The 23,344-nt window shown below is 62.1% G+C and carries 30 protein-coding genes and 1 tRNA gene; 20 read left to right on the top strand and 11 right to left on the bottom strand.

Going from position 1 to position 23,344, the window contains the following annotated elements; translation table 11 throughout:
• The first annotated feature begins 119 nt into the window (after nucleotides 1-119).
• From L593_RS13810 to L593_RS13790, 5 genes are all read left to right on the top strand, one after another.
• Nucleotides 120-704: a DUF6149 family protein gene (locus tag L593_RS13810; protein WP_020447591.1), complete on the top strand. Its 585-nt coding sequence runs from the start codon at nucleotides 120-122 to the stop codon at nucleotides 702-704.
• A gap of 231 nt (nucleotides 705-935) precedes the next feature.
• The gene (locus tag L593_RS13805; protein WP_020447590.1) at nucleotides 936-1,817 is read left to right on the top strand and encodes a homoserine kinase; all 882 of its coding nucleotides are present in this window, start codon (nucleotides 936-938) and stop codon (nucleotides 1,815-1,817) included.
• A gap of 1 nt (nucleotide 1,818) precedes the next feature.
• Nucleotides 1,819-2,163 carry a hypothetical protein gene (locus L593_RS13800; RefSeq protein ID WP_020447589.1) on the top strand — a complete coding sequence of 115 codons (345 nt, stop codon included), beginning with the start codon at nucleotides 1,819-1,821 and terminating at the stop codon, nucleotides 2,161-2,163.
• Between the two features lie 108 nt (nucleotides 2,164-2,271).
• Nucleotides 2,272-2,841 carry a (d)CMP kinase gene (gene cmk, locus L593_RS13795; RefSeq protein ID WP_020447588.1) on the top strand — a complete coding sequence of 190 codons (570 nt, stop codon included), beginning with the start codon at nucleotides 2,272-2,274 and terminating at the stop codon, nucleotides 2,839-2,841.
• 2 nt (nucleotides 2,842-2,843) lie between these two features.
• A complete protein-coding gene (locus L593_RS13790; RefSeq protein WP_020447587.1) occupies nucleotides 2,844-3,845 on the top strand; it encodes an RNA-guided pseudouridylation complex pseudouridine synthase subunit Cbf5 in 1,002 nt (333 codons plus the stop codon).
• Nucleotides 3,846-3,911: 66 nt separating this feature from the next.
• Here the strand turns inward: L593_RS13790 and L593_RS13785 are convergent, their stop codons facing one another.
• Nucleotides 3,912-4,214, bottom strand: coding sequence for a CGCGG family rSAM-modified RiPP protein (locus tag L593_RS13785; RefSeq protein ID WP_049894180.1), 303 nt, complete (start codon nucleotides 4,212-4,214; stop codon nucleotides 3,912-3,914).
• Nucleotides 4,215-4,658: 444 nt separating this feature from the next.
• On the opposite strand from L593_RS13785, the gene L593_RS13780 reads away from it, so the two are divergent.
• Both L593_RS13780 and L593_RS13775 read left to right on the top strand, forming a co-directional pair.
• On the top strand, nucleotides 4,659-6,002 hold the full coding sequence (locus L593_RS13780; protein ID WP_020447585.1) for an alkaline phosphatase family protein: 1,344 nt from the start codon (nucleotides 4,659-4,661) through the stop codon (nucleotides 6,000-6,002).
• 308 nt (nucleotides 6,003-6,310) lie between these two features.
• Entirely contained in the window at nucleotides 6,311-7,000 is a 690-nt protein-coding gene (locus L593_RS13775) for an HAD hydrolase family protein (RefSeq protein WP_020447584.1), read from the top strand.
• A gap of 30 nt (nucleotides 7,001-7,030) precedes the next feature.
• Here the strand turns inward: L593_RS13775 and L593_RS13770 are convergent, their stop codons facing one another.
• A complete protein-coding gene (locus tag L593_RS13770) occupies nucleotides 7,031-7,228 on the bottom strand; it encodes a hypothetical protein (RefSeq protein WP_020447583.1) in 198 nt (65 codons plus the stop codon).
• 185 nt (nucleotides 7,229-7,413) lie between these two features.
• Between L593_RS13770 and L593_RS13765 the strand changes: the two genes are divergently transcribed.
• The 8 genes from L593_RS13765 (at nucleotide 7,414) to L593_RS13730 (ending at nucleotide 12,788) form a co-directional block, all read left to right on the top strand.
• The gene (locus tag L593_RS13765) at nucleotides 7,414-8,520 is read left to right on the top strand and encodes a GTP-binding protein (RefSeq protein ID WP_020447582.1); all 1,107 of its coding nucleotides are present in this window, start codon (nucleotides 7,414-7,416) and stop codon (nucleotides 8,518-8,520) included.
• 78 nt (nucleotides 8,521-8,598) lie between these two features.
• Nucleotides 8,599-9,354 (top strand): VOC family protein, encoded by a 756-nt coding sequence (locus tag L593_RS13760; protein WP_020447581.1) that lies wholly within the window; start codon nucleotides 8,599-8,601, stop codon nucleotides 9,352-9,354.
• Between the two features lie 129 nt (nucleotides 9,355-9,483).
• Nucleotides 9,484-10,227 (top strand): glycosyltransferase, encoded by a 744-nt coding sequence (locus L593_RS13755; RefSeq protein ID WP_020447580.1) that lies wholly within the window; start codon nucleotides 9,484-9,486, stop codon nucleotides 10,225-10,227.
• 8 nt (nucleotides 10,228-10,235) lie between these two features.
• Complete coding sequence (locus tag L593_RS13750; RefSeq protein WP_020447579.1) at nucleotides 10,236-10,664, top strand: GtrA family protein; 429 nt, start codon at nucleotides 10,236-10,238, stop codon at nucleotides 10,662-10,664.
• A 60-nt stretch (nucleotides 10,665-10,724) separates the two neighbouring features.
• Nucleotides 10,725-10,799, top strand: a tRNA-Met gene (locus L593_RS13745).
• A gap of 250 nt (nucleotides 10,800-11,049) precedes the next feature.
• Nucleotides 11,050-11,331: a winged helix-turn-helix domain-containing protein gene (locus L593_RS13740; RefSeq protein ID WP_020447578.1), complete on the top strand. Its 282-nt coding sequence runs from the start codon at nucleotides 11,050-11,052 to the stop codon at nucleotides 11,329-11,331.
• A gap of 53 nt (nucleotides 11,332-11,384) precedes the next feature.
• Nucleotides 11,385-11,687 carry a hypothetical protein gene (locus tag L593_RS13735; RefSeq protein ID WP_020447577.1) on the top strand — a complete coding sequence of 101 codons (303 nt, stop codon included), beginning with the start codon at nucleotides 11,385-11,387 and terminating at the stop codon, nucleotides 11,685-11,687.
• Between the two features lie 120 nt (nucleotides 11,688-11,807).
• Entirely contained in the window at nucleotides 11,808-12,788 is a 981-nt protein-coding gene (locus L593_RS13730; protein ID WP_049894179.1) for a hypothetical protein, read from the top strand.
• 225 nt (nucleotides 12,789-13,013) lie between these two features.
• Here L593_RS13730 and L593_RS13725 read toward each other — a convergent pair whose 3' ends face one another.
• Together L593_RS13725 and L593_RS13720 are read right to left on the bottom strand one after the other, a co-directional pair.
• Entirely contained in the window at nucleotides 13,014-14,033 is a 1,020-nt protein-coding gene (locus tag L593_RS13725; RefSeq protein WP_020447575.1) for a site-specific integrase, read from the bottom strand.
• Nucleotides 14,030-14,272 (bottom strand): hypothetical protein, encoded by a 243-nt coding sequence (locus L593_RS13720; RefSeq protein WP_049894177.1) that lies wholly within the window; start codon nucleotides 14,270-14,272, stop codon nucleotides 14,030-14,032. Before L593_RS13720 ends, L593_RS13725 begins: the two co-directional genes overlap by 4 nt.
• Before the next feature lie 449 nt (nucleotides 14,273-14,721).
• Between L593_RS13720 and L593_RS15765 the strand changes: the two genes are divergently transcribed.
• The 3 genes from L593_RS15765 (at nucleotide 14,722) to L593_RS15755 (ending at nucleotide 16,567) form a co-directional block, all read left to right on the top strand.
• On the top strand, nucleotides 14,722-15,342 hold the full coding sequence (locus L593_RS15765; protein WP_144060776.1) for a hypothetical protein: 621 nt from the start codon (nucleotides 14,722-14,724) through the stop codon (nucleotides 15,340-15,342).
• 150 nt (nucleotides 15,343-15,492) lie between these two features.
• On the top strand, nucleotides 15,493-15,963 hold the full coding sequence (locus L593_RS15760; RefSeq protein ID WP_144060775.1) for a hypothetical protein: 471 nt from the start codon (nucleotides 15,493-15,495) through the stop codon (nucleotides 15,961-15,963).
• A gap of 268 nt (nucleotides 15,964-16,231) precedes the next feature.
• Complete coding sequence (locus L593_RS15755) at nucleotides 16,232-16,567, top strand: hypothetical protein (protein ID WP_144060774.1); 336 nt, start codon at nucleotides 16,232-16,234, stop codon at nucleotides 16,565-16,567.
• A gap of 14 nt (nucleotides 16,568-16,581) precedes the next feature.
• Here the strand turns inward: L593_RS15755 and L593_RS13715 are convergent, their stop codons facing one another.
• From L593_RS13715 to L593_RS13685, 7 genes are all read right to left on the bottom strand, one after another.
• On the bottom strand, nucleotides 16,582-17,541 hold the full coding sequence (locus L593_RS13715) for a hypothetical protein (protein ID WP_201764630.1): 960 nt from the start codon (nucleotides 17,539-17,541) through the stop codon (nucleotides 16,582-16,584).
• A complete protein-coding gene (locus L593_RS13710) occupies nucleotides 17,534-18,322 on the bottom strand; it encodes a hypothetical protein (RefSeq protein ID WP_020447572.1) in 789 nt (262 codons plus the stop codon). The genes L593_RS13715 and L593_RS13710 overlap by 8 nt, the downstream gene beginning before the upstream one ends.
• Nucleotides 18,319-18,867 (bottom strand): hypothetical protein, encoded by a 549-nt coding sequence (locus L593_RS13705; RefSeq protein WP_020447571.1) that lies wholly within the window; start codon nucleotides 18,865-18,867, stop codon nucleotides 18,319-18,321. Before L593_RS13705 ends, L593_RS13710 begins: the two co-directional genes overlap by 4 nt.
• A gap of 2 nt (nucleotides 18,868-18,869) precedes the next feature.
• On the bottom strand, nucleotides 18,870-20,378 hold the full coding sequence (locus tag L593_RS13700; RefSeq protein WP_020447570.1) for a hypothetical protein: 1,509 nt from the start codon (nucleotides 20,376-20,378) through the stop codon (nucleotides 18,870-18,872).
• A 200-nt stretch (nucleotides 20,379-20,578) separates the two neighbouring features.
• Nucleotides 20,579-21,112: a pre-peptidase C-terminal domain-containing protein gene (locus tag L593_RS13695; RefSeq protein ID WP_049894175.1), complete on the bottom strand. Its 534-nt coding sequence runs from the start codon at nucleotides 21,110-21,112 to the stop codon at nucleotides 20,579-20,581.
• A gap of 2 nt (nucleotides 21,113-21,114) precedes the next feature.
• Nucleotides 21,115-21,495 (bottom strand): hypothetical protein, encoded by a 381-nt coding sequence (locus L593_RS13690; protein WP_020447568.1) that lies wholly within the window; start codon nucleotides 21,493-21,495, stop codon nucleotides 21,115-21,117.
• Nucleotides 21,495-21,857, bottom strand: a complete 363-nt coding sequence (locus L593_RS13685; protein ID WP_020447567.1) for a hypothetical protein — start codon at nucleotides 21,855-21,857, stop codon at nucleotides 21,495-21,497. The genes L593_RS13690 and L593_RS13685 overlap by 1 nt, the downstream gene beginning before the upstream one ends.
• 237 nt (nucleotides 21,858-22,094) lie before the next feature.
• Here L593_RS13685 and L593_RS15750 point away from each other — a divergent pair, with 237 nt between their 5' ends.
• Together L593_RS15750 and L593_RS15745 are read left to right on the top strand one after the other, a co-directional pair.
• Nucleotides 22,095-22,472 (top strand): DUF3290 domain-containing protein, encoded by a 378-nt coding sequence (locus L593_RS15750; protein WP_144060773.1) that lies wholly within the window; start codon nucleotides 22,095-22,097, stop codon nucleotides 22,470-22,472.
• Complete coding sequence (locus L593_RS15745; RefSeq protein WP_144060772.1) at nucleotides 22,457-23,335, top strand: hypothetical protein; 879 nt, start codon at nucleotides 22,457-22,459, stop codon at nucleotides 23,333-23,335. Before L593_RS15750 ends, L593_RS15745 begins: the two co-directional genes overlap by 16 nt.
• Nucleotides 23,336-23,344: the final 9 nt, after the last annotated feature.

Genomic DNA, 23,344 nt, shown 5'->3' with positions numbered 1-23,344 from the left:
GGAAAGCTGTTCTTTCGCGGTGATCTACCGGCGTTCCATCGCGGCGATCCCCTGCCTTCGCTCCCCGCACATCGACCGGTGACGCGGCCTTCAAGGTCGTCCGGCCCGCACGATCGCGCATGAAACTCCGTCAGAACGCTCGCCACTGGGCCTTCAAGGCCGCACTCACGGCACCCATCGTCGGCGGCTACACCCGTGGAAAACTCGTCGACATGCACACGGGAATCTTCCTCGACAAAGCAGACCCCGATCGCCGTGCGGAGCGCCGCGAGCACCTGGACGAACTCTTCGACGCGACGACGGACACGTACCTCGCCGCACTCGACGCCGGGTTCCCGGAGGCCGAGGCCCGAGAGATCACGCACGTGCAGGCGAACTTCGACTTCTACAACCACGGCTGGACGGAGATGATGGAGATCCCGATCGAGGAACTGGTACCCCACTACGAGCGGTACGAGGCGTTCTTCGAGCAGTACGAGATCACGATCGACGATCCCCTCGGAACGTTCGCGCCGCCGGGCGGACTGCCAGATGCACCCGCCACGCCAGAGAATCTGGAGGACCCTGATCATCCCCACGCGGAGGGTGGCTTCGCGGACGATGCGTACGTCGAAACCGAGAACGGCGACCTCGTGGTCGGTGGGCAAGACCAGCCCGCGGACGTGTCGCCCGGTGACGCTCCAGGTGTCGAAGCTGGCGAGTAGGTGCGGACATTCGTGACGATCGAAGCGAGAAGGCGGAGGTGAGAAGCAGAGCCGTGTCTCAATTGCGGGAAGCGGGTGCGAGAATAGACGGACGCGGGCCATAATGTGGAACGGTGAGGGCCAGTTCGAGTTCCCGATTCGTGTCCCACTGGCGAGTAAGCATTCGGATCGAAGGCCGGCGTGGGGGATCGTACCAACGGCTTTTTGAGTGCGTCGGGCTATCGCCTGCGTATGATTACCGTCCGGGCGCCAGCTACCAGTGCGAACCTGGGTAGCGGCTTCGACGTCTTCGGCGTCGCGCTCGGGCGTCCCGCGGACGTCGTGCAGGTCGAGAAAGCCGACGAGACCTCCATCGAGGTGACCGGAGTCGGGAGCCGATTCATCCCCGAGGATCCGGAAGGCAACACGGTCGGCGCCGTCGCGAAGGCCCTCGACGCACCAGCCCACATCCGGATCGACAAAGGCGTCCGCCCCGCCTCCGGCCTCGGCTCCTCCGCGGCGAGTGCTGCCGGAGCGGCCCTCGCGCTCAACGAACTCTACGATCGCGGCTACTCCCGGAGCGAACTCGTGCCCATCGCGGCCGAGGGCGAGGAACTCGTCTCCGGTGAAGCCCACGAGGACAACGTCGCGCCGGCGCTCATGGGTGGGTTCACGGTCGCCGCTGGTGGCGACGTCGGCGTCACTGCCGTCGACGCAGGGATCCCCCTCGTCGTCTGTCTCCCGGAGGTCGTCGTGTCCACGCGCGACGCGCGCGGCGTACTCCCTGATACCGCGTCCCTCGAGGAACTCGTCGACACGGTCGGCCGCGCAGCGACCTTGACCCTCGGGATGGCTCGCGACGATCCGGAACTCGTCGGTGCCGGGATGCACGACGAGGTCGTCACGCCGGCACGCGCGAAGCTGATCGACGGGTACGACGACGTTCGCGACGCCGCACTCGAAGCGGGCGCGACGGGAGTCACGGTCAGCGGCGCCGGTCCGGGAGTGATCGCCGCGTGTTATCCCGGCCGTCGCCGAGCGATCGCCAGCGCGATGGTCGAGGCTTTCGACCAACGCGGCGTCGAGTGTCGCGCCTACCAGACCGCGGTCGGCCTGGGCGCGACGATTCACTGACGTGACACGCGAACGCGACGCTGTGCTAGCGGGGACCCTCCTGTGTATCACACTGCTGTTCGGCTGGCTAGGGGCCGCCGCGCCGCGAGGCGCATGGTTTCTCGGCGGCGTCGGGGCGACGGTCCTCGCAGAGGTGCTTGCCTACCGCCGAGCAGCGGCAGTGCGAGCGGCGGCAGACCGGCGCTGGGTCGTTGCCGCATCCGTCGCCAGTGCAGGTGCCGCGATCGGAGCCGGGGCGATGCTCGTTCCCGACCGAGCGATTTCCTTCGCCACCGGCGCGCTCTGTGCGTACCTCTGCTTGCTCGGGATTGCGACGGCCTCGGGATGGCGGCCGACCACCGACTGACGGCGTGCCGTGAGCGGTGCGGTTCGTGCCCGAAGATCTGACCCGCAGTTCCCGACTGCAACCGGCGACATTCACAACGCCTTTGAGCGCCGCCGGCACAGTCGTCGTATGTTCATTACCGTCTCCGGACCACCCGGAAGCGGCAAGAGTACCACCGCCGCGGCGCTCGCCGAGCAGTTCGGGCTCGAGCACACCAGCGGCGGTGACATCTTCCGGGGCCTCGCCGAGGAGAAGGGCATCTCGCTCGCCGAACTCAACGAGCGTGCGGAGACCGATCCCGCGATCGACCGGGACCTCGATCGCCGCCTCCACGAGATCGCGACGGACGCCGAAGACCTCGTCCTCGAATCCCGACTCGCCGGCTGGCTCTCCGGCGACCACGCCGACTTCCGGATCTGGCTCGACGCGCCGGTCGCCGTCCGCGCCGAGCGCATCGCCGAGCGGGAGGACAAGTCCGTCGAGCAGGCCCGCGAGGAGACCGTCGAGCGCGAAGCCAGCGAGGCCCAGCGCTATCTGGAGTACTACGACATCGACATCGAGGACCTCTCGATCTACGACGTCGCCCTGAACACCGCCCGCTGGGGCGAGGACGACGTCCCCGAGTTGCTTGCCAGCGCGATCGAACGCCACGACCCCGCCGTCGACGAGGGCAAAGCCCCCGTCGGCTTCGAACTGTAACGATGCGTGGACCCCCGGAGGAACGCAGCGACGCCGAACTCCTCTCCTTCGGGGTCGTCAACCTCGACAAGCAACCCGGCCCGTCGGCACACGAGGTCGCCGGCTGGGTTCGCGACGCCGTCAACGACGCCCTCGGAAGTGGGGAACTGACGGGAAGCCGTCCCGACGATCCGGATCCGATCACCGGAATCGACGGCGCCGCCCACGGTGGCACGCTCGATCCGAAGGTCACCGGCTGTCTCCCGACGTTGCTGGGCGACGCGACGAGGCTCGCGCAGGTACTCCATCGGGGAGCCAAGGAGTACGTCGCCGTGCTGGAACTCCACGCCGATCCACCGACTGATCTGGAGGCAGTGGTCTCGGAGTTCGAGGGGCCGATCTACCAGAAACCCCCGCGGAAGAGCGCCGTGAAGCGACAGATTCGCGTCCGCGAGATTTACGAGCTGGACGTGCTGGAGGTCAGGGATCGGCAGGCGCTCCTCCGCATTCGCTGTGAAGGCGGGACGTACGTCAGGAAGCTTTGCCACGACCTCGGACTCGCCCTCGGGACCGGAGCCCACATGGGGCACCTGCGACGGACGGGAACGACGCCGTTCGACGACTCGGATCTCGTATCGATGGCGGAACTCGTCGATGCGCTGGCCTACGCCCGGGAGACAGCCGACGCGAGCGACGGGTCGGAGGATCGAGATCCGGCCCCGATCGAACTCCGCGACGTCGTCGATCCCGCCGAACGTGCCCTCGAGAATCTCCCGAGTGTGACGATCGCGCCGAGTGCCGCCGAGCAGGTCGCAGAAGGCGCTCCCGTGTACGCTCCTGGCGTGCTTGGAGGACCCAACGGTGGGAATCAGGGAGCCGAACTCGAGGCCGGCGACGCGAAGACGGAGGCACCGCTCGTCGGCTGCTACACGCCCGACGACGCGGTGGTCTGCCTCGGCCGGCTCGTCGGTGACCCCGACGCGGACGAGGGACTCGCCGTCGAGCTCGAGCGAGTGCTCGTCTGAGTCGACCATCGGAAACTAGCGCGGAGCGATAGCCGGTGCCTATGCTGAAGGAAAGGCGTTTCTGGATTAGCCACCCAGGACGTGCACGCGAGAGACGTGGCCACCACAGCCGCACTGCTCGACGTAGTCGACCGCGATCTGCTGCCCGAACGTATCCCTGAGGACGTCGTAGAGATACTCCTCGGGGTGACCGTGGTCACCGTGGGTCACGAGATTCACGTGATTCCCGGGCAGGGTGTACTCGACGGCTCGTTTCGCACCGGCCACCACCACGTCCGGATCGTCGGCGTGTTCCGGTTTCTCGAGGTTCGCCGACCACGAATTGTCGTGTCGCTCGTCGGTGACGGGGTCCTGCATGGCGTTCGACATCGTGCGACCGTAGGCCAGGAGTCCGGAAGTGCCCCGTCCCGAATCCGTTCGGTCAGGCTCTCGACACCGGAGATCGGGACCGAGATACCCACCAGTAATCCGGGCCGCTCGGGCCATGTTTTATGATTATGGGTAATTATTTGGGGGCCTGGACCGTAGCTACGCTCGATGGCCGCCAAGGAACCTTCCCGCGATACGCCCGGCATGGCCCACCCGACGGTCGTGCCCACGAACGCCGAGCAGGAGGAGAACTGCCCGGAGTGTGGGTCGCCGATGGACGACGAGTAGCGAAGCGTAGCACCTCTCACCGTCTTCCTCCACGCTACCAGCTCGCCGATAGCGGCTGCTCCGTCAGTCCACGGCAAGACCGGCCGACGTCGATGACGATGCACAGCCGAAACGGCGAAACCAAGCGTTTAGTACCCGCTCGGACTACCCGCGCACATGGGGCTGTTCGACCGGCTCAGCGGTGACGACAGGCCGCGAGTCGCATTCATCGGTATCGATGGCGTTCCCTGGAGTCTCGTCGCCGACAATCCCGGCGAGTTCCCGAACCTCACCGCGCTCGCCGAGGACGGCGCCGGTGGTGCGATCGAGAGTATCGTACCACCCGAATCTAGCGCGTGCTGGCCGGCGCTGACGACCGGGGAGAATCCGGGTGAGACCGGGGTATACGGGTTCCAGGACCGCGAGATCGACTCCTACGACACTTACGTCCCGATGGGCAACGACGTCCAGGCCACGCGAGTATGGGATCGGGTGACCGAAGACGACCGGAAGGCAACCGTGCTCAACGTTCCCGTCACGTTCCCGCCACAGCGCAACGTCCAGCGGATGGTCTCGGGCTTCCTCTCGCCCGGCGTCGACAAGGCTGCCCACCCCGAGGAGCTTCGATCCTACCTCGACTCGATCGACTACAGGATCGACGTCAACGCCAAACTCGGCCACCAGGACGACCGCACGGAGTTCGTCGCGGACGCGCACGAGACGCTCGACGCCCGCTTCGAGGCGTTCGACCACTACATTCAGCAGGACGACTGGGACCTCTTCTTCGGCGTCTTCATGACGACCGACCGGGTCAACCACTTCCTGTTCAAGGACTACGTCGAGGACGGTGAGTTCGCCGAGGAGTTCATGACGTTCTATCGGCAGCTCGACTCCTACCTCGGCCAGCTCCGGAACGAACTTGGCGACGACGTGACCCTCGTGATCGCCAGCGACCACGGCTTCCAGGAGCTGAACTGGGAGGTCAACTGCAACCAGTGGCTCCGCGATGAGGGCTGGCTTTCCTTCGAGGACGACGAACACGAGAACCTCGGCGATATCACCGACGAGTCGCGTGCGTACTCGCTCATCCCCGGCCGCTTCTACCTCAACCTCGAGGGCCGCGAGCCACGCGGGAGCGTCGCCCAGGAGGACTACGAGGCCGTCCGCGCCGAACTCAAAGACGACCTCGAATCGCTCGAAGGGCCGGATGGCAACCCCGTTGCCATGCGCGTCGTCGAGGGCGAAGACGTCTTCGAGGGCGCCCACGACGCGATCGCGCCCGACCTGGTCGTCATCCCGAACACTGGCTTCGACCTGAAGTCCGGCTTCAAGGGCGGCAAGGACGTGTTCACGAACGGCCCGCGCAACGGTATGCACAACTTCGAGGACGCCACCCTATTCGTCGACGACCCCGACGCCCAGATCGTCGACGCGAACCTCTACGACGTCGCACCCACCATTCTCGACCTGATGGAGGTCGACTACGAGCAGAGCGAGTTCGACGGCGCGTCGCTGGTCTAAATCCGCACCACCGTTTCTTGCGATTTCGCCATCCACCGACCAGCGCTAAGTGAACCGTTCCACCGGGGTTTCACGAGCTTCGACTAGTCACTATCGGGTGGGAATGGAAGGGGCCGACCGCTCGTCGCAAGTAGCGACGCAAGCACTGCAGCGACCGACCGAAGGGAGGGAGCGAAGCGCGCAGCGAGGTAGTTGCGACGAGCGGGAGGGGGCTTCCAAGCTGTTCGCGGTCGCGGTTGGGACCGCGGTTGCAAGACCTCAGTTCGACCGCCACACTTCTCACCGTCCGACGAAGATTCAACACCAGAATGACGCCGCCGCTCGCGCTGGACATCGACGGAACGCTGACCGATCCCGAACACGATCGGATCGATCCACGCCTCTTCGATCCACGCCTCTTCGATCCGCTCCTCGAGTGGCCCGAACCGATCGTCCTCGCGACGGGCAAGGCGTTCCCGTACCCGGTCGCGCTGTGTCACTACCTCGATATTCCGATCCGAGTGGTCGCGGAAAACGGCGGCGTGGCCTTCGCGGACGGCGTCACGGAGATCCTCGGCGACGGCGAGGCGTCGCGGGCCGTCGCGCAAGCCTATCAGGACGCGGGTCACTCGCTCGGGTGGGGTGGCGTCGAACCGCTCAACCGGTGGCGAGAAACCGAGGTCGCCGTGCAGATCGATCAGCCGGAAGCGCCGCTCCGCGAACTCGCCGCCGAGCACGGACTGGAAGTGGTCGACTCGGGGTACGCCTACCACGTCAAATCGCCGGACGTGGACAAGGGGAAGGGGCTCGAAATCGTCGCCGCTGCGATCGGCGTCGAACCGGAGGACTTCGTCGCGATCGGCGACTCGGAGAACGACGTGGAGACGTTCGAGCTGGTCGACCGGAGTTTCGCCGTGGCGAACGCCGACGACGCAGCACGATCGGCTGCAGACGAACTCCTCGACGACGCGCACGCCGACGGGACGCTCGCGGTGCTCGAACGGCTGCGCGAACCGTAAGCAGGAAACTGCCACCGCGACCGAGCGGCGTCAGGGCAGGGTCACGCCGTTGCGGGCGAGGAAGTCGTTCGCCTTCTTGATCTCGACCGGGCTGCCGATGATCCGGCAGGGCCCGTCGCCGACGATCGTGACGGTGAAGCGTTCTTCGAGATCGGCACAGAGACCCTCCAGCGTCGCCGCTGGGAGCACGATCTGCGTGCTGTCACGAAGGCTGGAGGGTTCGGGCATGGCTATCGGCATCTTCTCGGGACCGACCCAATAGTATGTCGGAATGCGTCTCGTCGTGCCGATCGCGCGCGGATCGCTGCGTCACCCGACGACGATCGGCCGTCCGAACGGCTCGAACCGACCGACGAATCCCCGCCGGCGATGGGAAGCGTTTTCGGGGCGGTCGCGTTAGGCCCGAGCGAGATATGGGGCTCGAGGAGGAGATAGAGGAGCTCCGCGAGGAGATCAGCGAGACGCCGTATAACAAGTCCACGGAGGCCCACATCGGCCGGCTGAAGTCCAAGCTGGCCGAGAAGAAAGAGGAGCTGGCGAAGCGCCAGCAGTCCTCCGGTGGCGGTGGTGGCTACCACGTCGAACAGCACGGCGACGCCACCGTCGCTCTCGTGGGCTTTCCCAGTGTCGGCAAGTCAACGCTCCTCAACGCCCTGACGAACGCCGACAGCGAAGTCGGCTCCTACGAGTTCACCACCCTCGACGTGAATCCGGGAATGCTCGACTTTCGCGGTGCGTCGATCCAGCTGCTCGACGTGCCGGGACTGATCGAGGGCGCAGCGGGCGGGCGCGGTGGCGGGCAGGAAGTCCTCTCCGTCGTGCGCTCGGCGGACCTGATCGTCTACGTCCTCTCTCCGTTCGAACTCGAGCAGTACGACCTCCTGGCCCAGGAGCTCTACGACAACAAGATCCGAGTCGACCAGGTTCCCCCGCGAGTATCGGTCGTCGGCAAGGGCAAGGGCGGAATCGACGTCACAGCCAGCGTCGACCTCGACCTCGACGAGGCCACGATCAAGAACGTCGTTCGCGAGCACGGCTACGTCAACGCCGACGTCAGTATCAACGAGCAGGTCGACATCGATCGGCTGATCGACGGCGTGATGGAGAATCGCGAGTACGTCGACTCGCTCACCGTCGTCAACAAGGCCGACCTCATCGACCCCAGTTACGTCGACACCGTCAAGGAGGGCCTCCGCGAGCGCGGCATCGATCCAGAGGAGGCCATCTTCATCAGCGCCGAGGAGGAGAAGGGCCTCGATTCGTTCAAAGCGGAGCTCTGGGACGCACTGGGGCTCATCCGCATCTACATGGACAAGCCCGGACGCGGCGTCGACTACGACGAACCCCTGATCCTCCGCGAGGGTCAGACCGTCGGCGACGCCGTCGAGAAACTCGGCTTCGACGACCGCTACCGGATGAGCCGGGTCACCGGCCCTAGCGGGCAGCACGACGAGCAGCAGGTCGGGCTCGACCACGAACTGATGGACGAGGACGTGCTGCGACTCGTACTGCGGAAGTAACGGGCCAACCCGGGTACCTACCCCACCCGCCCCGCCGCTGGCGACACAGTTTCCTGCCGGGAAGCCACAGTATCGTCCATGACAGGACAACTCGATCACGTCATGATGCGCGTCGAGGACCTCGAAGCGGCGGAGGACTTCTACAAGGGCCACTTCGGTTACGAGGAAGTCGGCCGCTGGGACGCCGACACGTTCACGAACGTGCACCTCGCGCCGCCGGACGCCAGCGACGACGCGGCCACGCTCGAACTCACCTACAACCACGACGGCCGTAGCTACACGATGGGCGACGCCTGGGGCCACATCGCCGTCCGCGTCGAGGACGTCTACGAAGCCTACGACGAACTGATGGAGGCCGGCGTCGAGGACTACCGCGATCCCGACTCCTGTGGCGGTTCCTACGCCTTCGTGAAGGACCCGGACGGCCACGAGATCGAAATCGTCGAGCGCGACCACGGCGCACGCTGGTCGCTCGACCACACGATGATCCGGGTCGAGGACGCCAACGAGGCGATCGGCTGGTACCAGCGCGCGATGGACTACGACCTCGTCCGGCGTGCGGAGATGGACAGCTTCGCACTCTACTTCATGGCGCCGTCCGACGCGCCGGCGGAGGCGATGACCGTCGAGTTGACGTACAACTACGACGGCCGGAGCTACGAGTTGGGCGACGCCTGGGGCCACCTCGCGGCTCGCGTCGACGACCTCGAGGCCGACTGGGACACGCTCATGCTCCGAGACGCCGAGGACTATCGCGACCCCGAATCCTGCGACTTCAACTACGCGTTCACGAAGGACAGCGACGGGCACGAGATCGAACTGGTAGAGCGGTAGATCGGACTGCTCGGGCGGTTAGATCGTGCTGGTCGGGCGGTACGGAGCGCCTCCGTCCGTTCGTCGGTCGCGGCGAGCAGGTGGTGCGAGGGGAAGTTCTTTGGCGCCACGGCACAGCCGATCTGACGAATGCAGTCTTCACTCGGGATCGTCGTGCCCGCATACGATCCCGACGTCGAGCGAATGGCGAGCTACGTCGATTCGCTCGAGCAGCGTCTCGATCCCGCGACCATCCGGATCGAACTGGACGATCCGTCGGGACGAGTCCGCGAACGGATTCCCGACGACCTTCCCGCGACGGTCGCCGTCTCGGCCACTCGTCGCGGAAAAGGCGCGGCGATCACCGCGGGATTCGAGGCGCTCGACACCGACCTGTATTGCTTCGTCGATGCAGATGGAAGTACGGACGTGGAGAGCGTCGAGCGAGTGATCGACCAGGTGCGATCTGGTGGCTGCGACCTCGCGGTCGGTTCACGGCGACATCCCGAGGCGACTGTCTCGAACACGCAATCACAACTCCGGGGGACGCTGGGTGACGGTTTCGCCTGGATCGCTCGTCTGCTCCTCCCCGTCGCGTTGTTCGACTACCAGTGTGGAACGAAAGCCATGGACGCAGATAGCTGGGCCATCGTCCGCGGAGACCTCTACGAACCAGGATTCGGCTGGGACGTCAACCTGGTCGCTGCGGCTGGCTATCACAGCCTCACCGTCGCAGAGGTCCCCGTCTCGTGGTCGGACCATCCCAGTTCGACGGTCGATCCGCTCTCGGCGACGCTCACGCTGGGCGGCGCACTGTGGCGCACGAAACGACACCGGCTACTCGGCAGCACGGGACGACGACCGCTACTGGAGCAACTGGCCGACCACGAGTGATCAGGTCGATGGTCGATCTCAGAACTGCGTTCGCCGACGCGATCCAGTTCACCCGCATCTGGCAGTTCGTCGCCGTTGGCGCCGTGGGCACTGCCTGTGACTTCGCGGTCCTGATCGGACTCGTCGAACTGTTCGACGTCTGGCCGGTCGCCGCGAAGATCGTCAGCGCCGAAACGGCGATCGTGGTCATGTTCGCGATTAACGAGACGTGGACGTTCGCCAGCTGGGGCGTCGACACGTTCCGGGGGATCCTCCGTCGCCTGCTGACCTCGAATCTCGTCCGTCTCGGGGGGATGGCCGTCGCGACAGTCGTCCTCGCAATTTTGACGACGCAGTACGGCGTCTCGTACATTCTCGCGAACGCCGCTGGCATCGCTGCTGGCTTCACTGTCAACTACATGATGGAAAACCTGTTCACGTGGCGCACCCACCGATAGCGAGTGCCACGCCGTACAGGAATCACAACCCTTAATGGGTGCACAGCGGAATCAATCGGTAGCGGGATGGGATAGCCAGGAGATTCCGCCGGGCTCATAACCCGGAGACCGGTAGTTCAAATCTACCTCCCGCTATTTTCCGACGATCACAACGAACGAGGAGCGCAGCGACGAGTGAGCCGATCGTCGGAAAATAGCCGAGTAGATTTGAACGAGAGAAGACGCAACTCGCGAGCGGAACGAGCGTGTCCGTCTTCGCGTTGTTCAAATCTACCTCCCTGCCTATCGATTCGATCGTGGCCTCGAATTCGACTCCGAGCCCCGCCCAAATCCACCCGATTCGCCGTACGAGCGTTTACAACACCCCCGCCCAAACCCCGCCTGCATGGAGGGCGTCCTGTGGTACGTGCTGGCCAGCTCGCGCGGCGGGCCGACCAGGACGCAGCTCGTCAGGGCGATCGACGAGCAACCACGGAACGCCAACCAGCTCGCGGAGACACTGGAGTACGACTACACCACGATCAGGCACCACCTCGACGTCCTCATGGACAATAACGTCGTCCGCCGGGCCGGCGACGGGTACGGCGACGTCTACCTCCTCACCGAACAGGTGAAGGCCAACAGAGAGACGCTCGAGGAGGTGCTCGACACCGTGGACGTGGGGTAATTCAGAGGAACTTTGGACAGAACCTATAACCGCGCCGTCGATAGGGGGAACCGATGGAGGTCTGGCTGAACGCCGCACGGGCCGCGGCAGGCGTCAACGTCCTGCTGTTGCTCGCGCTGGGATCGGTGTGGCTCCGGGGTTACAGGAGCCACGGCGCCAGCCACACGCTCGGCCTGTTGGTGTTCGCCGTCATGCTGCTCGTCCAGAACCTCCTCTGGCTGTACTTCTACGTCCTCCACCCCGACTTCATCGAGTGGTTCCGCGTGACCGGGACCGACGTCCAGGTCGGGATCACGCTGCTCTGCGGGCTCGAACTCGCGGCACTGGCGTTCCTCTCCTGGATCACGTTTCGGTAGTGCGGAGCCAATCAGATCGTCGCAGTCGTACTCGGGCCCCTGCGTACCTCGTGATATCTCGGACGAAGTTTGGACCGACTTCGGAAAATCTTCAACCGGCAGATCGGCGTGTGCTACAGTATGGCACAGACCAGACGCAGGTGGCTGGCGGCCCTGGCGGCGAGCGCATCACTCGCTGGCTGCATCGGTGACGGCGATTCGGACGGCGGATCGGAATCGGACGGCGGCGGGAAAGTCTACGGTACGACGACCGGCAGTGGCGACGACGGAAGCGACGGTGACACGGCCGACGACGAGAACACGTCCGAAGACGGGGGGACGGGCCGCGCTGCCGCGTCGATCCAGACGAGCGACCACGAGCAACTGGGAGAGATCCTCGTCGACGGAGACGGTACGACGCTGTACATGTTCGAACCCGATCCGCAGGGCGAGGGATCGAGCACCTGTTCCGGGGACTGCGCGGCAGCGTGGCCGCCCCTGACCACGGAGACAAATCCCGAGAGCGGCGACGGCGTCACTGCCTCGCTCGCGACGTTCGAACGGTCGGACGGCTCGACGCAGGTCGCGGCCAACGGCTGGCCGCTGTACTACTTCGCTCAGGACTCGGAACCCGGAGACGTCGCTGGGCAGGGGATCGACGGGTTCGGCGGCTACTGGTGGGTGCTGCGCCCGGACGGAACGCCGGTCCGCCCGGACGTCCAGATTCGCGAGCACAGCGACCTCGGGAATATCCTGGTCGACGGCGAGGGAATGACCCTCTACATGTTCGACTCGGACAGTCAGGGGAGCGGTTCGAGCGCCTGCTCAGGTGGCTGCGCTGACGCGTGGCCGCCGCTCACTGTCGAGGAGGAGCCGATGGCAGGGACCGATCTCGATGCCGAACTCACGACCTTCGATCGATCCGGCGGGAGCACGCAGGTCGCCGCGAACGGGTGGCCACTGTACAACTACGCGCAGGATTCGGAGCCGGGTGACGCCACTGGACAGGGGGTCCAGGACGGCTGGTGGGTGCTCGATCCGAGTGGCGCTCCGATCCGGGACATCGGTGGATCGTCGGAGGGCGACTTCGGCGGCAGTAGCGACGATGAAACAGGATACTGAGCGAGTGTGAACTGCGGTCCGTTAATACAGGATTCCTCGACGCCGGTGGACTCGGCGGGACTGAGCGAATCCCTGGGATTCGCGAAGGTCGCCGAGTCCGCCGACTGAGCGAACGAAGTGAGCGAAGGAGGTGGACTCGGCGGGAAGGCCGCGACGGGGTAGGTCGCGCGGTGACTGATCGAACGGTCGATGCGACTGAACTCAGTGTGGTTGGAACTCGTTGAATCATGAGTCTGGCAGGTGGTCGCGCCGCAGCTCCATTTTCTCGCGATCGGTACGACGGTCGTAGTGCTGATCGAGCACGTCAGCGGAGACGTTCATCCGGTCGGACACCACGCGCTCGGGCGTGCCCGTCCGCAGGTGGTGGGTGATCGAACCCCGGCGGATGCTGTGAGGCGAGCGACTCGAAGGGCACTTCGAGGCCGCTTTCGGCGGGATCGCCTCGCACTCCTCGATGTCTCGATCGTGTGGACAGTCCTTGCCGACCTGGCAGGGACGTGACCAGCCGTAGACGGTATCCCGAATGGGCGTCGCCGTGAGGCGGCCCTGATTCGAGGAGATCAGCGGACGCCGACCGTGATCGTCCGTGATCTTGTACCGGTTGTTTCGGATGAAGTCCTGCAGGACGCCGCAGTAGTAGTCGCCGACCGCGATCGAGCGCTCGGCGGCGTCGCCGTTCTTCAACGGCGTCCCCGATTCCGGTCGGTGACGGAGATCGAGGCACTGGGCCTCCTGGTCGAAGTCGTCGACGTCCAGGGCGCGCAGCGCGCCCATGCGGATGCCAGTGTGCCACAGGATCGCCAGAACGACGTGATCGCGACTGGCGTACTCGTACCGTTCAAGGTACTGCAAGATGTCCTCGGCGCGGTCTACGTCGAGCTTCACGTCGCGTGCTTCGTCGGCACGGTCGAGCGACGGCAGCTTCACGCGCTCGCGCATCCCGTCAGGGACGAAGTTCAGATCGGCACAGAACTCGAGGAACACGCGAAGCGTCGCGAGGTCACCGCGCAATGTGACGGTCGCCACGTTGCCCTCGCGTCGACGCCAGGAGCGGAACTGGTGAATGTCCCGTGGCGTCAGCTCGTCAAGCGTCTCGATACCGAACTTCCCACAGAACTCGCAGAACAGTTCGAGACGATACTCGTGATTGTGAAGCGTCTTCTCAGTGACCTCGGGTTCGCGGTGATCGAGGTAGAGCGGGACCGCCTCGGCGGGCGGGATCGGATCGAGGTCGTCCTCGTTCACGCCTCGACCTCCAGGCCGCCGTCGTCGACGACCTCGATCTGATCGCGTTCGATCAGCTCGTTCGTCTTGCGATCACGGAGTTCGTAGAACTCGGGATCAGGACCAACAGGGCGCGACGCGCACTGCTGGCACCAGAAATGGTTATTGGTGGGCTCCCACGAGCGGTGGCCTGCAGGGCAGCAGAACCGCCAGCGGTCGGCGCTATTCGACAACCGAATTTCTCGCTTCGTTGCAGGCATCCACCTGCAGTTGATTGCCACCTGAAATGGCGGGCGGCCAAAGGCCAAGACTGAAAGTGAAACTGTACGACAGCGGCGTCGATCCGGGGGCTTATGCCCGGTGGGGCTTGTGTTAAGCATGCTTCTGCCTAGGATACCAGAAGCAGCGGGCCGGACACTCCGGCTCGTTTCCAACGAGATCGAGAGTGACGACCATGCTTCTGTGGTCACTGTGGTAGCTGTATTCCCTTATCTCTTTGGTGGCCACAGTAGCCACAGCTTACCAGGGCTAAAGGTTCACACCTGCCAAAGGAACTCAATGGCCGACGATAAGACGAATATCGAGGTGCGGCGGAAAACTTGGAAACGCCTCACTATGCGGAAAGAGCCGGGAGACAGCTTTGACGATGTGATTACGGAACTTCTAGATGAAGTAGAAGAGGAAGTGAATTAGAGGAAGATTGAAAACAATGGTTAACTGGGTTATCACCATCCCAGCGATTACGGGTGTTTTGATACTAGTTCTATCAATAGCTGACATTTACTTTTCTCATATCAAACGGACAGGGGCGAATCTTGAATTCCAAGATGTTGTTCCGGGTCAGGGAAACGTAAGAATAGATCGGATAGACGGAAAAGAGGTCATTATATTTACTTCTGAAATAATTGCGCATAACATTGGTGACCGAAATGCGATCATGGATTTCGTAGATGTTGAAAGCATGAAAGTCTATGAGACAACTACCACGGATAATATACTCTACACAGACCAGTTCTTAGGGAAATTATTTCCTGTATCTGTAGATGACCATCACCTTTCCAATTCAAATTTCATAGACCCTGATACCAATGAAGTAAAGGCCAAAACGAAGGTGCAGAAAGGTGAAGCAAAGACCATCCTGATTGAATCGAGAAGATTCCTTAGCGACGAATTTCTGATTGAGCTAAGCGAAGGACACAAATTTAAAATAGTATATAATATTGGATATTCTGATCATAATAACACATATCAAGATAAAGCAACTGGAAATGAGATATTACTAAAAGTAGATATCGACCGGCTGCAAGACTCTAAGATAGATTCGAATTGACGATTACACTTAAACTCGGCATACCGCAATCGGATGGTCGTTCCCCTCTTTACTTCGATCGGGAGGTCCCTGACCTGATCACATCGCCATGATGGATGCTCGCCATCGCCAGCAAAAACACTCAAGAGGAAGTCGATTACAGTTCTGCACATGCCTTCAGTTGGGGAATATATCGCATCAGGAGAAACGGTGGCCGTCAGAACGACCGCCAGCGACTCGATGGATCCGACAGATAGCAGTAAGCAAGGGGAGATCGCCGCGACGGAGGAACGAGTAGTATATTCTAGAGGAAACTACGTTGCTGATATATCGCTAAGGTCAGTCAATTCGGTGGAGTACGAATTACCGACGGTGAACACAAGGTATCTTGCTTCGGGGTTTCTATTCCTGGCTATCGGGTTCCTTATCTGGATTGTTGGTCCCGATTTTATAAACGAATCTGGGTTGACTACTCTCCTGACGGCGACCTTTGGCGTCATCGGACTCGGATTCGTGATAAGTGGCTTAATTCTCGTTCGTCACACACTTGAGATTCACACTCCATCGAAGAGCTACGAGTTCAACTCGAAGAATAGTAAGCTCGAAGACGTAGCTCACGCCATCCGTGCACACGAACCGTAGACAGTCGGTAGATTGAGGATCATACGCCGCTACGGCTAACAGCACCGCCTTCTCGTTCCCCTCCCTCCGGTCGGGGTGGCGCTGCGTGCGCGGGCTCCAGCCCCCATGGGAGGGGGCCATCGCCCGCGTACTCGCTTGGAGAAACCGTCACTCGAGCTGCGTAGCGTCGGAGATCGTGCCCCAATGACCACCTGGCGGATTCGGTCGGTGGGTCGGTGAAAATATCAAGCTCTATGGGATATCGGTTTATTTAATTGGATAATTGAATATGGCAGCACCGACGTTTGAAGATGGCCTGAGACGATCGACGGAAGTGTTTTTACTTCCGAATATTGCTGTGCTGATTGTTGTTGTCCTATCTTTAGACATCTGGGGAGTCATCATTGCGAGTCTACTATATCTGGTTGCAGTTGCAATGTCGCTCCAACAACTAGTCAGCGCAGCAAACTATTGGAATACCGGGTATCGATACGGATTTCTGATGGGGAGTGTATTTTGGATACTGGTCTTCCCAGGAGTCCTCACATCAATAATAAATCCAATAATTGGAGGACTCGTTGTTGCTATCGAGATTGCTGCTGTAGCAGCGATTACGCAGAAATAATCATCGGGATATGACTACTGAGGCCCACGTTTCTCCAATGCGGATAGCAAGCCGGCCCAGTCGAGATCCTCAGTGAACAGCTCCGGTCGGAGGTTCCAGGACCAGGGGGCAGCGTCGTCAGGGTCGTACTCGACAGCGGTCGGTTCGAGCTGGTGGACGTCGCCGGCGAAGATTGGATCAACCGGCACGTCGGAATCCCGCGGCCAATCGCTGTAGAATCCGGCGACCGTTTGCTCAGGCTTCAGGAACGCGAGATTCACCATCGCCTTGGCCTCGGGATGCACGTCCTTCCCGGTGTGACCGACGAGACCGCACAGCACCACACCGAGCTTCGCGAACCGCTTGGCGAGAGGCGACCACTGGTGAGCGACTGCACGCTGGAACGTCCGGGCGTCGAAGTGCGTCGACGCCTCGTCGATAAAGATCACGACGGGGACGCCTCGATGCCGCAGCAGCTCGACGGCGAGATCGTGAGCCGACGTGACTACCACGTCGGTCAGCTCCCAGCTGCGAACGTTCGACAGCACGACCACCTCATCGTGGTCGAGCAGCGCCAGCTCCGTCAGCAGGCTCATCGTGTTGGTCTTGCCCGTCTCCGGGTTGCCAGCACCGAGCGCGTACGTCGGCTCGGGCGACTGTAGCTCCTCGAGTAATCGCGACGCGAGTCGGATCGTACTGCCGTCGAGTTCCTGTTCCGTCACCTGCGTGAGGAACGACGCCTCGGCAGCCGGGGACGACTGCGCGACCTCGGTCGCACGGCGGGTGCCAGCGACCTCGACGGCATCAGCGACGTACGCCGACTGGTCGTCGACGGGAGTCTCGGGAGCGCACTGCTCCGCGAACGACAAGACGTCGGCGAGATCAGGCGAGACGCGCCCGGCGTGGGGGAGAACGTGATCGTTGTCCTCGGCGAGATCACCGTCGGGGTCGACGAACTCCCCGAGTTTCCCGAAGACGATACCGTCGTCACTCACTGCGACCACCGTCGGGGGCCGCAGGTGGCTCCTCGGGCGTCTCTCCGGGCGGCAGCGCGCCCGCGTCGTCCTCGGCAGCGTCTTGGTCAGGGTCCGGCGTGTCCGGGCGAGCGTGGCCGCCAGCGGCGTCGGTCGGGTCCGCGTCGGGGTCCTTCCGGTACTGCTCCTCGATGTTGGCGAAGACGTCGCCGAACTCCTCGCCCTCGGGGAGCGTTTCGGAGTCGTAGGCGTCCATGACGCCGGCCTGGTGCCGTTGCACGCCGCGACGCATTCCGCTGCGCATCGTCGCCTCGGTGTGCATCGCGTTGGCCGCCTCGCGTTCGAGCCGGTCGTACGTCTCGTGCACCTTGTACTTCAGACCGACCAGCTCACGCGGCGAGGCCGACGCCCACCACGGGCCGACAGCTCGGTTCGTCTCCTTCTCCCAACTGAGGGAGATGAAGACGGGGACCTTCGTCCCGCTGGGCTCCTCGAAGTCGCCCCACGTCATCTCCGTGTCCGCGATCGTCTCTCGATCGAGGCGATGAATCGCGAAGTCGAGGCTACCCCATAGCGGGTTCAGCTCGACGAGTAGCGGTCGCGACTGGAACTCTTCGAGTGCTTGCTTCGCTGCGCCCAGCGCTGCGAACGGCGCGGCGACCAGGAAGGCCGCCGTCGAGATCAGCGCGACGACCACGATCCAGCGGAGGCCAGGAAGGCCACCGAGCCACCAGACCAGCGGGAGGCCGAGCAGGACGCCCAGGACCGTCACGAAGACGATCGCGAACTTCCAGACGTTCATGCGACCCTCCCGGCCTGATCGCCGAGCAGTCGCTTGAAGATCGGTCGCAGTCCGAACGCCAGCGTCAACGAGATCGCGGCCGTGATCAGGATTGCGAGGCCGACCTCGACGCGACCCCAGTTGCTCACCCAGGGCTCGTCATCGCGAATGACCTTCCCGATATGGCCGCCTGGGTAGATGATCCCGACGACGCGGGACTCGCGGAACGCCGTGGAGTCCACGGAGATCGTCCGGGTACGGTTCGCCGGGATCACCGCCTCGCGCTGGGCCGGTTCGCCACCGTGCATGAACCCGCTGGCGTCGTAGATCGTAACGCGTTGGCGGGTTTCTGCGTAGAACGTCAGCTCGGCGCGACCGTTGTTGAGCTCGCGCTCGACGAGAACGAGATCGTCGTTCAGCTGCTCACCGTTCGCGATCGCCTGCTGGTCCGTCTCGTTGGTCGCCGACTGCGCAGCGGCTGGGGCAGTCAGCACGCCAGCGAAAACGAGAGCCGACAGGAGACCGAAGACGATCAGCAGCCACTTCAGCAGTTTGAGCGTGAGCATGGTCAGTCACTCGCGACGAACCACGCGATGACGAAGGCGACAGCAGCCACCCCGAGTGAGCCGAGGCCAGCGAGCAGACTCCAGAGGAGGCTATTGCCACCGCCGAGATCGATACCACCGCCGAAGAGCGAACTGCCCTCGACGTTGATATCCTGACGTGCCTCCTCAGCGTCGGCCTTCGCGTCTCCGTTCTCTTCGAGGATCTTGCGGATCTCCGTGGGACTCATCGAGGTCTCGATCACACCGCGGCGCGTGAACGCCACCTCGCTGGATCCGTCCTCAGCCGCGACGATCGTGAACGCGCCGGTGATCGAGGTGATCGCCCCGCCGGTCACGTTGCCGTCGGCGTCCTCCTCGTTGTAAGCCATGTAGACGGTGCCGGCGATGTTCGACGCATCTACCTGTGAACCGACCGGCAGGGGATCGAGGTCCGTCGTCCGAGCGACTGCAAGGTGAGCGTCCACTTCGACGGTGGTGCCGTCCTGCCGCTCGAATTCCACGACGGTCGGCGTATCGGCCGTGTAGTAGCCGGCCGATCGGAACGCCAGCGCGGCCTCGCGGAAGTTCTCGGCGTTCCGTGCTGCCTCCCACATGGCTTGCGACCCCACGAGGTCCTGCAGACTCACGTCTCCGGATTTCATGCCGTCGAATTTCGCCTCAACCATGGAATCGAGAGTGGACAGCGTGTCCTGCATCATCCGCTCGATCTCCGCCACCAGCGCGTGGAAATCGCGGGTGTTCATGATCGGCTTGTGGCCGTCGAAGTCGGAGGTGTCCACCTCCGAGCTATCCACGGAGTCGTAGAGGGTAGGGTCCGGTTCTCGGATCCGTACGTCGGTATGGAACCATGCCTGATCGGCGTTCCCGTTCGGCGGGTTCCGGTAGTTGTGTACGGCGTTCGCACCGAGGTCGATCGACAGCGCAGCGCCGAAGTAGGAGGTCTCGTTGTCGTAGCTGCTCGTCTTCACCTCCGTACCGCCGGGAACGGTAACGGTCTGGCCGTCGGGCAGGGTCACGTCCGAGTTAGTCAGCGACGTGATGACGGGCATGAGGTCGGAGCTAACCGTCGTTCCGCTCTGAGTCCCCCACGAGGAGTTAAAAGCCGTCCAAGCGTCGTGCGGGCCGTCATAACCGCTGTACCCGCCACCAGCCGCGTAGGTCTCCGCCACCTCGTTGACGCTCGTGGCGAAATCGGAGGAGTTGACCAACTGCATCATCTCCTGCACCTGCGTCAGACGGCTGGTCCAGTGGTTGTAGACGCCCTGAAGCGTCTCGCTGTAGCGAGCGCGAGCGGCGTCCTTCGCTGCCGTCTTCGCTTGGGACAGCGTGCCGTCCGAAATCGCCACCTCGTAGGCGGCATACAGGCCGTCCTGCCTGCCGGCGGTCTTCATGCCGTAGGCGTCTCGCTTGGCCTGCTCGATTTGCGTGGAGTCGTCGGCGTTCGCCTGCCGAGCGTCAGCGTAGAAGTCCACCCACTGCTCCCAGTCGGCTTCCTGCTGCTCAGCGCTCATGTTTGCCGAAACCGAATTCTGGCCGATCGCGTAGCCGATCGCGCCGGCACCGACTCCGATAGCGACCGCGGTGCCGATGCATAGACCACCGCAGGCACGCGCATCACCGATTGCACCGTATCGGGCTGCACTGTAGCCTGTCGCAGAGACAGCAGTCCCACCGACAGCAAGACGCAAAGCGTCACGCCGGCTAAGGTCGGTCACCAGCGACTCCGGGCGACTACGCCCACGGCAGCGAGCATGAGCGTGAACGCAAGCCCTGCCGCGACGATCCAGAGGTTCGACGACGAGCCGTCATCGGCGGTTGCACCGCCGACGAACGTCGCGTTCTCGCTGGTGTCCGACTCGTTGCCGACCCAGATCGCACTCACGTCCGAGGCGTTGCCATACACCTCAACACGGTACGTACCGTTTTGAGACGCCACAAACGAGTGGCTCCCGATCGATCCAGTAGTACTGGAAATCGATGCGTTCGCCGTCTCGTTCCCAGCTGGGTCGAACAGGTAAGCGTCGAGATTCGCATCAGCTGCGAACTCGACGTCGACGTACACCGACTGATTGGGAGCGTCCGTGATGTTGACCGATCCATTCACCAGAGGTTCCTCCGCTGGAGCAGCTGCACCGCCACCGGCAGCGACAGCGACCAGGAGGATCGCGACGCCGGCGCCGGCGAAGACCATGCAGGCGATACCGATGAGCCAGCGACGAGCGCGCTGGTCGGGACTTCCCAGCATCGCTATCGCCCCGTGATCGCCGCCGCGACGAGCGCGACCAGCGAGATGATGCCACCCGTGACGGGCTGATAGGTTGCCACGAACGCAGCGAACTCGGCGAGGAACGCGGATGCGATCATCAGCCCGATCGAGGCGAAGACGATGCCCATCTCGGCCCAGTGGTAGTACTCCGGACTCCGCGTGTTACTGCTCGCGAAGATCACCACGAGGCAGACCAGCGACGCGACCACGGTGATCGCCGGGTGCGCCTCGAGGAACGTGATCGCCTCAGAGGCGAGGCCGGTGACGACGAACGTCAGCACGGCGAAGACCAGCATGAACAACGTGGTCAGCACGTTGAGCTGACCGAACGCCGCGACCATCGAGCGGTTCGCGTGCGCCATCAGTCACTGGCCTCCGGGAAAGCCGCCTTGTGCGGGTGCTGGGACTCGTCCGAGTCGGGGAGCGTACGCTCCTCCGAGTCGTCGACGTAGAGGCACACGTCCGTGCCCTCACGGATGCGGCCGCTGTTGACGTGCTGCTTCACGTCCCACTTGGCCCAGACCTTCACGAGGCCCTGGTCGTCGTCGAGGACGGTGAGCAGGTGCCACGGGCCGCGGTCGTCCTCGCCGCTCCGGATATTGACGACAGTGCCAGCGACCGGGCCGTCTTCGGCCAGATCGATTTCCGGCACGTCGTCGCCGTCGTCTTCGCGCTCTACCTCCGCAGTCTCGTACCCCTCGATCGGGGCGGTGTTGGTTCCCATTTGGTGGGTCGAACCCGGACGCCCTCACGGGCATCCGGGGCACCGAGTGGACCTCGGTACAGTAGACTGTCCGCCCGGAAGGGAACTAAAAGAAAAACTAGAAGTCTAAGTTATATATACAAGTTATTCCCAAAGAGACAATCTAGGAAAAGTTGAATGAAATATTTGTATTGACCCACTATTCGCCATTGCTTTTATACATCGCGGCTCTGAGGCTGATATAGAAGATCATCGAGTATGGCAGCTGGTGGTCAACTGGCGGACGAAGCAAGGAAATCTCGCACTTCTATAGTCTTATTAATAATATCTGCAGCTTCATTCTACTATTCCACACAGATTCAACTGAACCATTCGGATTATTTGTGGACCTACGCACTCGCTGGAGCAGGAATCGTGTTCTTCATTTTTGCCATAATTTTAATGTATAAAGATTACGACCATGATTCAAAGTACAGAAAGCTTCTCAGGAGGGAAAAACGAGCTGAAGTACTATCAAAGGAAGAAGAGGTTGAGGGACTTCTGGAAGGTGAAGCTAAATCGAAACAGGATGCAGAATCCCCGGCAGATATTGCTGATGAGGGAGATCCCCTCGGTACTACATGGTGGAGGGGGTAAGAATCATGGATAAATCATTGGATTACAACAAAATCAAGGATTTCGTACGGCTATTCCACTATAAATACTCAGAAGAGTCAATACTATCGGAAGTTTGTGATATTACCCTATATCAAGAAAAATTCTCAGAGAAATATGGGACGATTGGAAACTGGGAATATTATTCGAGAGATAGCAAGAAGGGCCACTCAACTCATGAATATAACCAGATCGGACAAAGGAGTTGGACACCAGTGGAGATCTTAAACTCCGATCAACCGCTTGACGTCATCCAGAGCTTTGCCCGAAGATTGAGGCTTGGAGAACGCCAGTACATACTAAATCAGCTGAACGACAGTGCTGAGAGGGGTGATATTGAAACCGTTTCATTCGATGAAGCGAGCCATGTAAATTTTCAAGAATGGTGTAGCCAAGTCCGAAATCCCGATCATCTGTTTCTCCCTTTGGATGCCGAGTTCCACGATACTGTATTTGAGTGGCGACAACGGAATGATTATAATCTGAACATGGGAGAAATAGCGATATCTGGACGGGACGTTGTTAATATTCACTGGGTTCCACTGGACTCCGGCATCGAGAATGGGTATCTCATGAGCAGCGAAGGACTAAATGTAATCCAAAAGTGGTTCGGCGACTCCCCCGATCCTGCTGAATTTACCTATGACTCACAATATACCACTCTGAGTGAAAATCGACCACTCATGGTGTACATCGGGGAAGAGATTAACGAGGACGAAGAGGAAGATATTGAAAAGTTCAAGCAAAAAGTGGAATTCCTTTACCGAATCGTTATATCAGATATATTAGTAAGTAGTAATCGAGCTTTGAGACTTCAACCAAATAGGCCGCTATCAAACGAATAATAAAAACTC

Origin of the sequence: Salinarchaeum sp. Harcht-Bsk1 (genome assembly GCF_000403645.1) — an archaeon.
In the GTDB taxonomy this organism is placed as follows: domain Archaea; phylum Halobacteriota; class Halobacteria; order Halobacteriales; family Salinarchaeaceae; genus Salinarchaeum.
This window is presented reverse-complemented; position numbering and strand designations above follow the sequence as displayed.

What these genes read in the sequence shown, in the direction of transcription:
- L593_RS13810 (WP_020447591.1), top strand. Translation starts at nt 120, where the DNA reads ATGAAACTCCGTCAGAACGCTCGCCACTGGGCCTTCAAGGCCGCACTC.
- L593_RS13805 (WP_020447590.1), top strand. Translation starts at nt 936, where the DNA reads ATGATTACCGTCCGGGCGCCAGCTACCAGTGCGAACCTGGGTAGCGGC.
- cmk (WP_020447588.1), top strand. Translation starts at nt 2,272, where the DNA reads ATGTTCATTACCGTCTCCGGACCACCCGGAAGCGGCAAGAGTACCACC.
- L593_RS13790 (WP_020447587.1), top strand. Translation starts at nt 2,844, where the DNA reads ATGCGTGGACCCCCGGAGGAACGCAGCGACGCCGAACTCCTCTCCTTC.
- L593_RS13785 (WP_049894180.1), bottom strand. Translation starts at nt 4,214, where the DNA reads ATGTCGAACGCCATGCAGGACCCCGTCACCGACGAGCGACACGACAAT.
- L593_RS13780 (WP_020447585.1), top strand. Translation starts at nt 4,659, where the DNA reads ATGGGGCTGTTCGACCGGCTCAGCGGTGACGACAGGCCGCGAGTCGCA.
- L593_RS13775 (WP_020447584.1), top strand. Translation starts at nt 6,311, where the DNA reads ATGACGCCGCCGCTCGCGCTGGACATCGACGGAACGCTGACCGATCCC.
- L593_RS13770 (WP_020447583.1), bottom strand. Translation starts at nt 7,228, where the DNA reads ATGCCCGAACCCTCCAGCCTTCGTGACAGCACGCAGATCGTGCTCCCA.
- L593_RS13765 (WP_020447582.1), top strand. Translation starts at nt 7,414, where the DNA reads ATGGGGCTCGAGGAGGAGATAGAGGAGCTCCGCGAGGAGATCAGCGAG.
- L593_RS13760 (WP_020447581.1), top strand. Translation starts at nt 8,599, where the DNA reads ATGACAGGACAACTCGATCACGTCATGATGCGCGTCGAGGACCTCGAA.
- L593_RS13755 (WP_020447580.1), top strand. Translation starts at nt 9,484, where the DNA reads ATGCAGTCTTCACTCGGGATCGTCGTGCCCGCATACGATCCCGACGTC.
- L593_RS13750 (WP_020447579.1), top strand. Translation starts at nt 10,236, where the DNA reads ATGGTCGATCTCAGAACTGCGTTCGCCGACGCGATCCAGTTCACCCGC.
- L593_RS13740 (WP_020447578.1), top strand. Translation starts at nt 11,050, where the DNA reads ATGGAGGGCGTCCTGTGGTACGTGCTGGCCAGCTCGCGCGGCGGGCCG.
- L593_RS13735 (WP_020447577.1), top strand. Translation starts at nt 11,385, where the DNA reads ATGGAGGTCTGGCTGAACGCCGCACGGGCCGCGGCAGGCGTCAACGTC.
- L593_RS13730 (WP_049894179.1), top strand. Translation starts at nt 11,808, where the DNA reads ATGGCACAGACCAGACGCAGGTGGCTGGCGGCCCTGGCGGCGAGCGCA.
- L593_RS13720 (WP_049894177.1), bottom strand. Translation starts at nt 14,272, where the DNA reads ATGCCTGCAACGAAGCGAGAAATTCGGTTGTCGAATAGCGCCGACCGC.
- L593_RS15765 (WP_144060776.1), top strand. Translation starts at nt 14,722, where the DNA reads ATGGTTAACTGGGTTATCACCATCCCAGCGATTACGGGTGTTTTGATA.
- L593_RS15760 (WP_144060775.1), top strand. Translation starts at nt 15,493, where the DNA reads ATGCCTTCAGTTGGGGAATATATCGCATCAGGAGAAACGGTGGCCGTC.
- L593_RS15755 (WP_144060774.1), top strand. Translation starts at nt 16,232, where the DNA reads ATGGCAGCACCGACGTTTGAAGATGGCCTGAGACGATCGACGGAAGTG.
- L593_RS13710 (WP_020447572.1), bottom strand. Translation starts at nt 18,322, where the DNA reads ATGAACGTCTGGAAGTTCGCGATCGTCTTCGTGACGGTCCTGGGCGTC.
- L593_RS13705 (WP_020447571.1), bottom strand. Translation starts at nt 18,867, where the DNA reads ATGCTCACGCTCAAACTGCTGAAGTGGCTGCTGATCGTCTTCGGTCTC.
- L593_RS13700 (WP_020447570.1), bottom strand. Translation starts at nt 20,378, where the DNA reads ATGAGCGCTGAGCAGCAGGAAGCCGACTGGGAGCAGTGGGTGGACTTC.
- L593_RS13695 (WP_049894175.1), bottom strand. Translation starts at nt 21,112, where the DNA reads ATGCTGGGAAGTCCCGACCAGCGCGCTCGTCGCTGGCTCATCGGTATC.
- L593_RS13690 (WP_020447568.1), bottom strand. Translation starts at nt 21,495, where the DNA reads ATGGCGCACGCGAACCGCTCGATGGTCGCGGCGTTCGGTCAGCTCAAC.
- L593_RS13685 (WP_020447567.1), bottom strand. Translation starts at nt 21,857, where the DNA reads ATGGGAACCAACACCGCCCCGATCGAGGGGTACGAGACTGCGGAGGTA.
- L593_RS15750 (WP_144060773.1), top strand. Translation starts at nt 22,095, where the DNA reads ATGGCAGCTGGTGGTCAACTGGCGGACGAAGCAAGGAAATCTCGCACT.
- L593_RS15745 (WP_144060772.1), top strand. Translation starts at nt 22,457, where the DNA reads ATGGTGGAGGGGGTAAGAATCATGGATAAATCATTGGATTACAACAAA.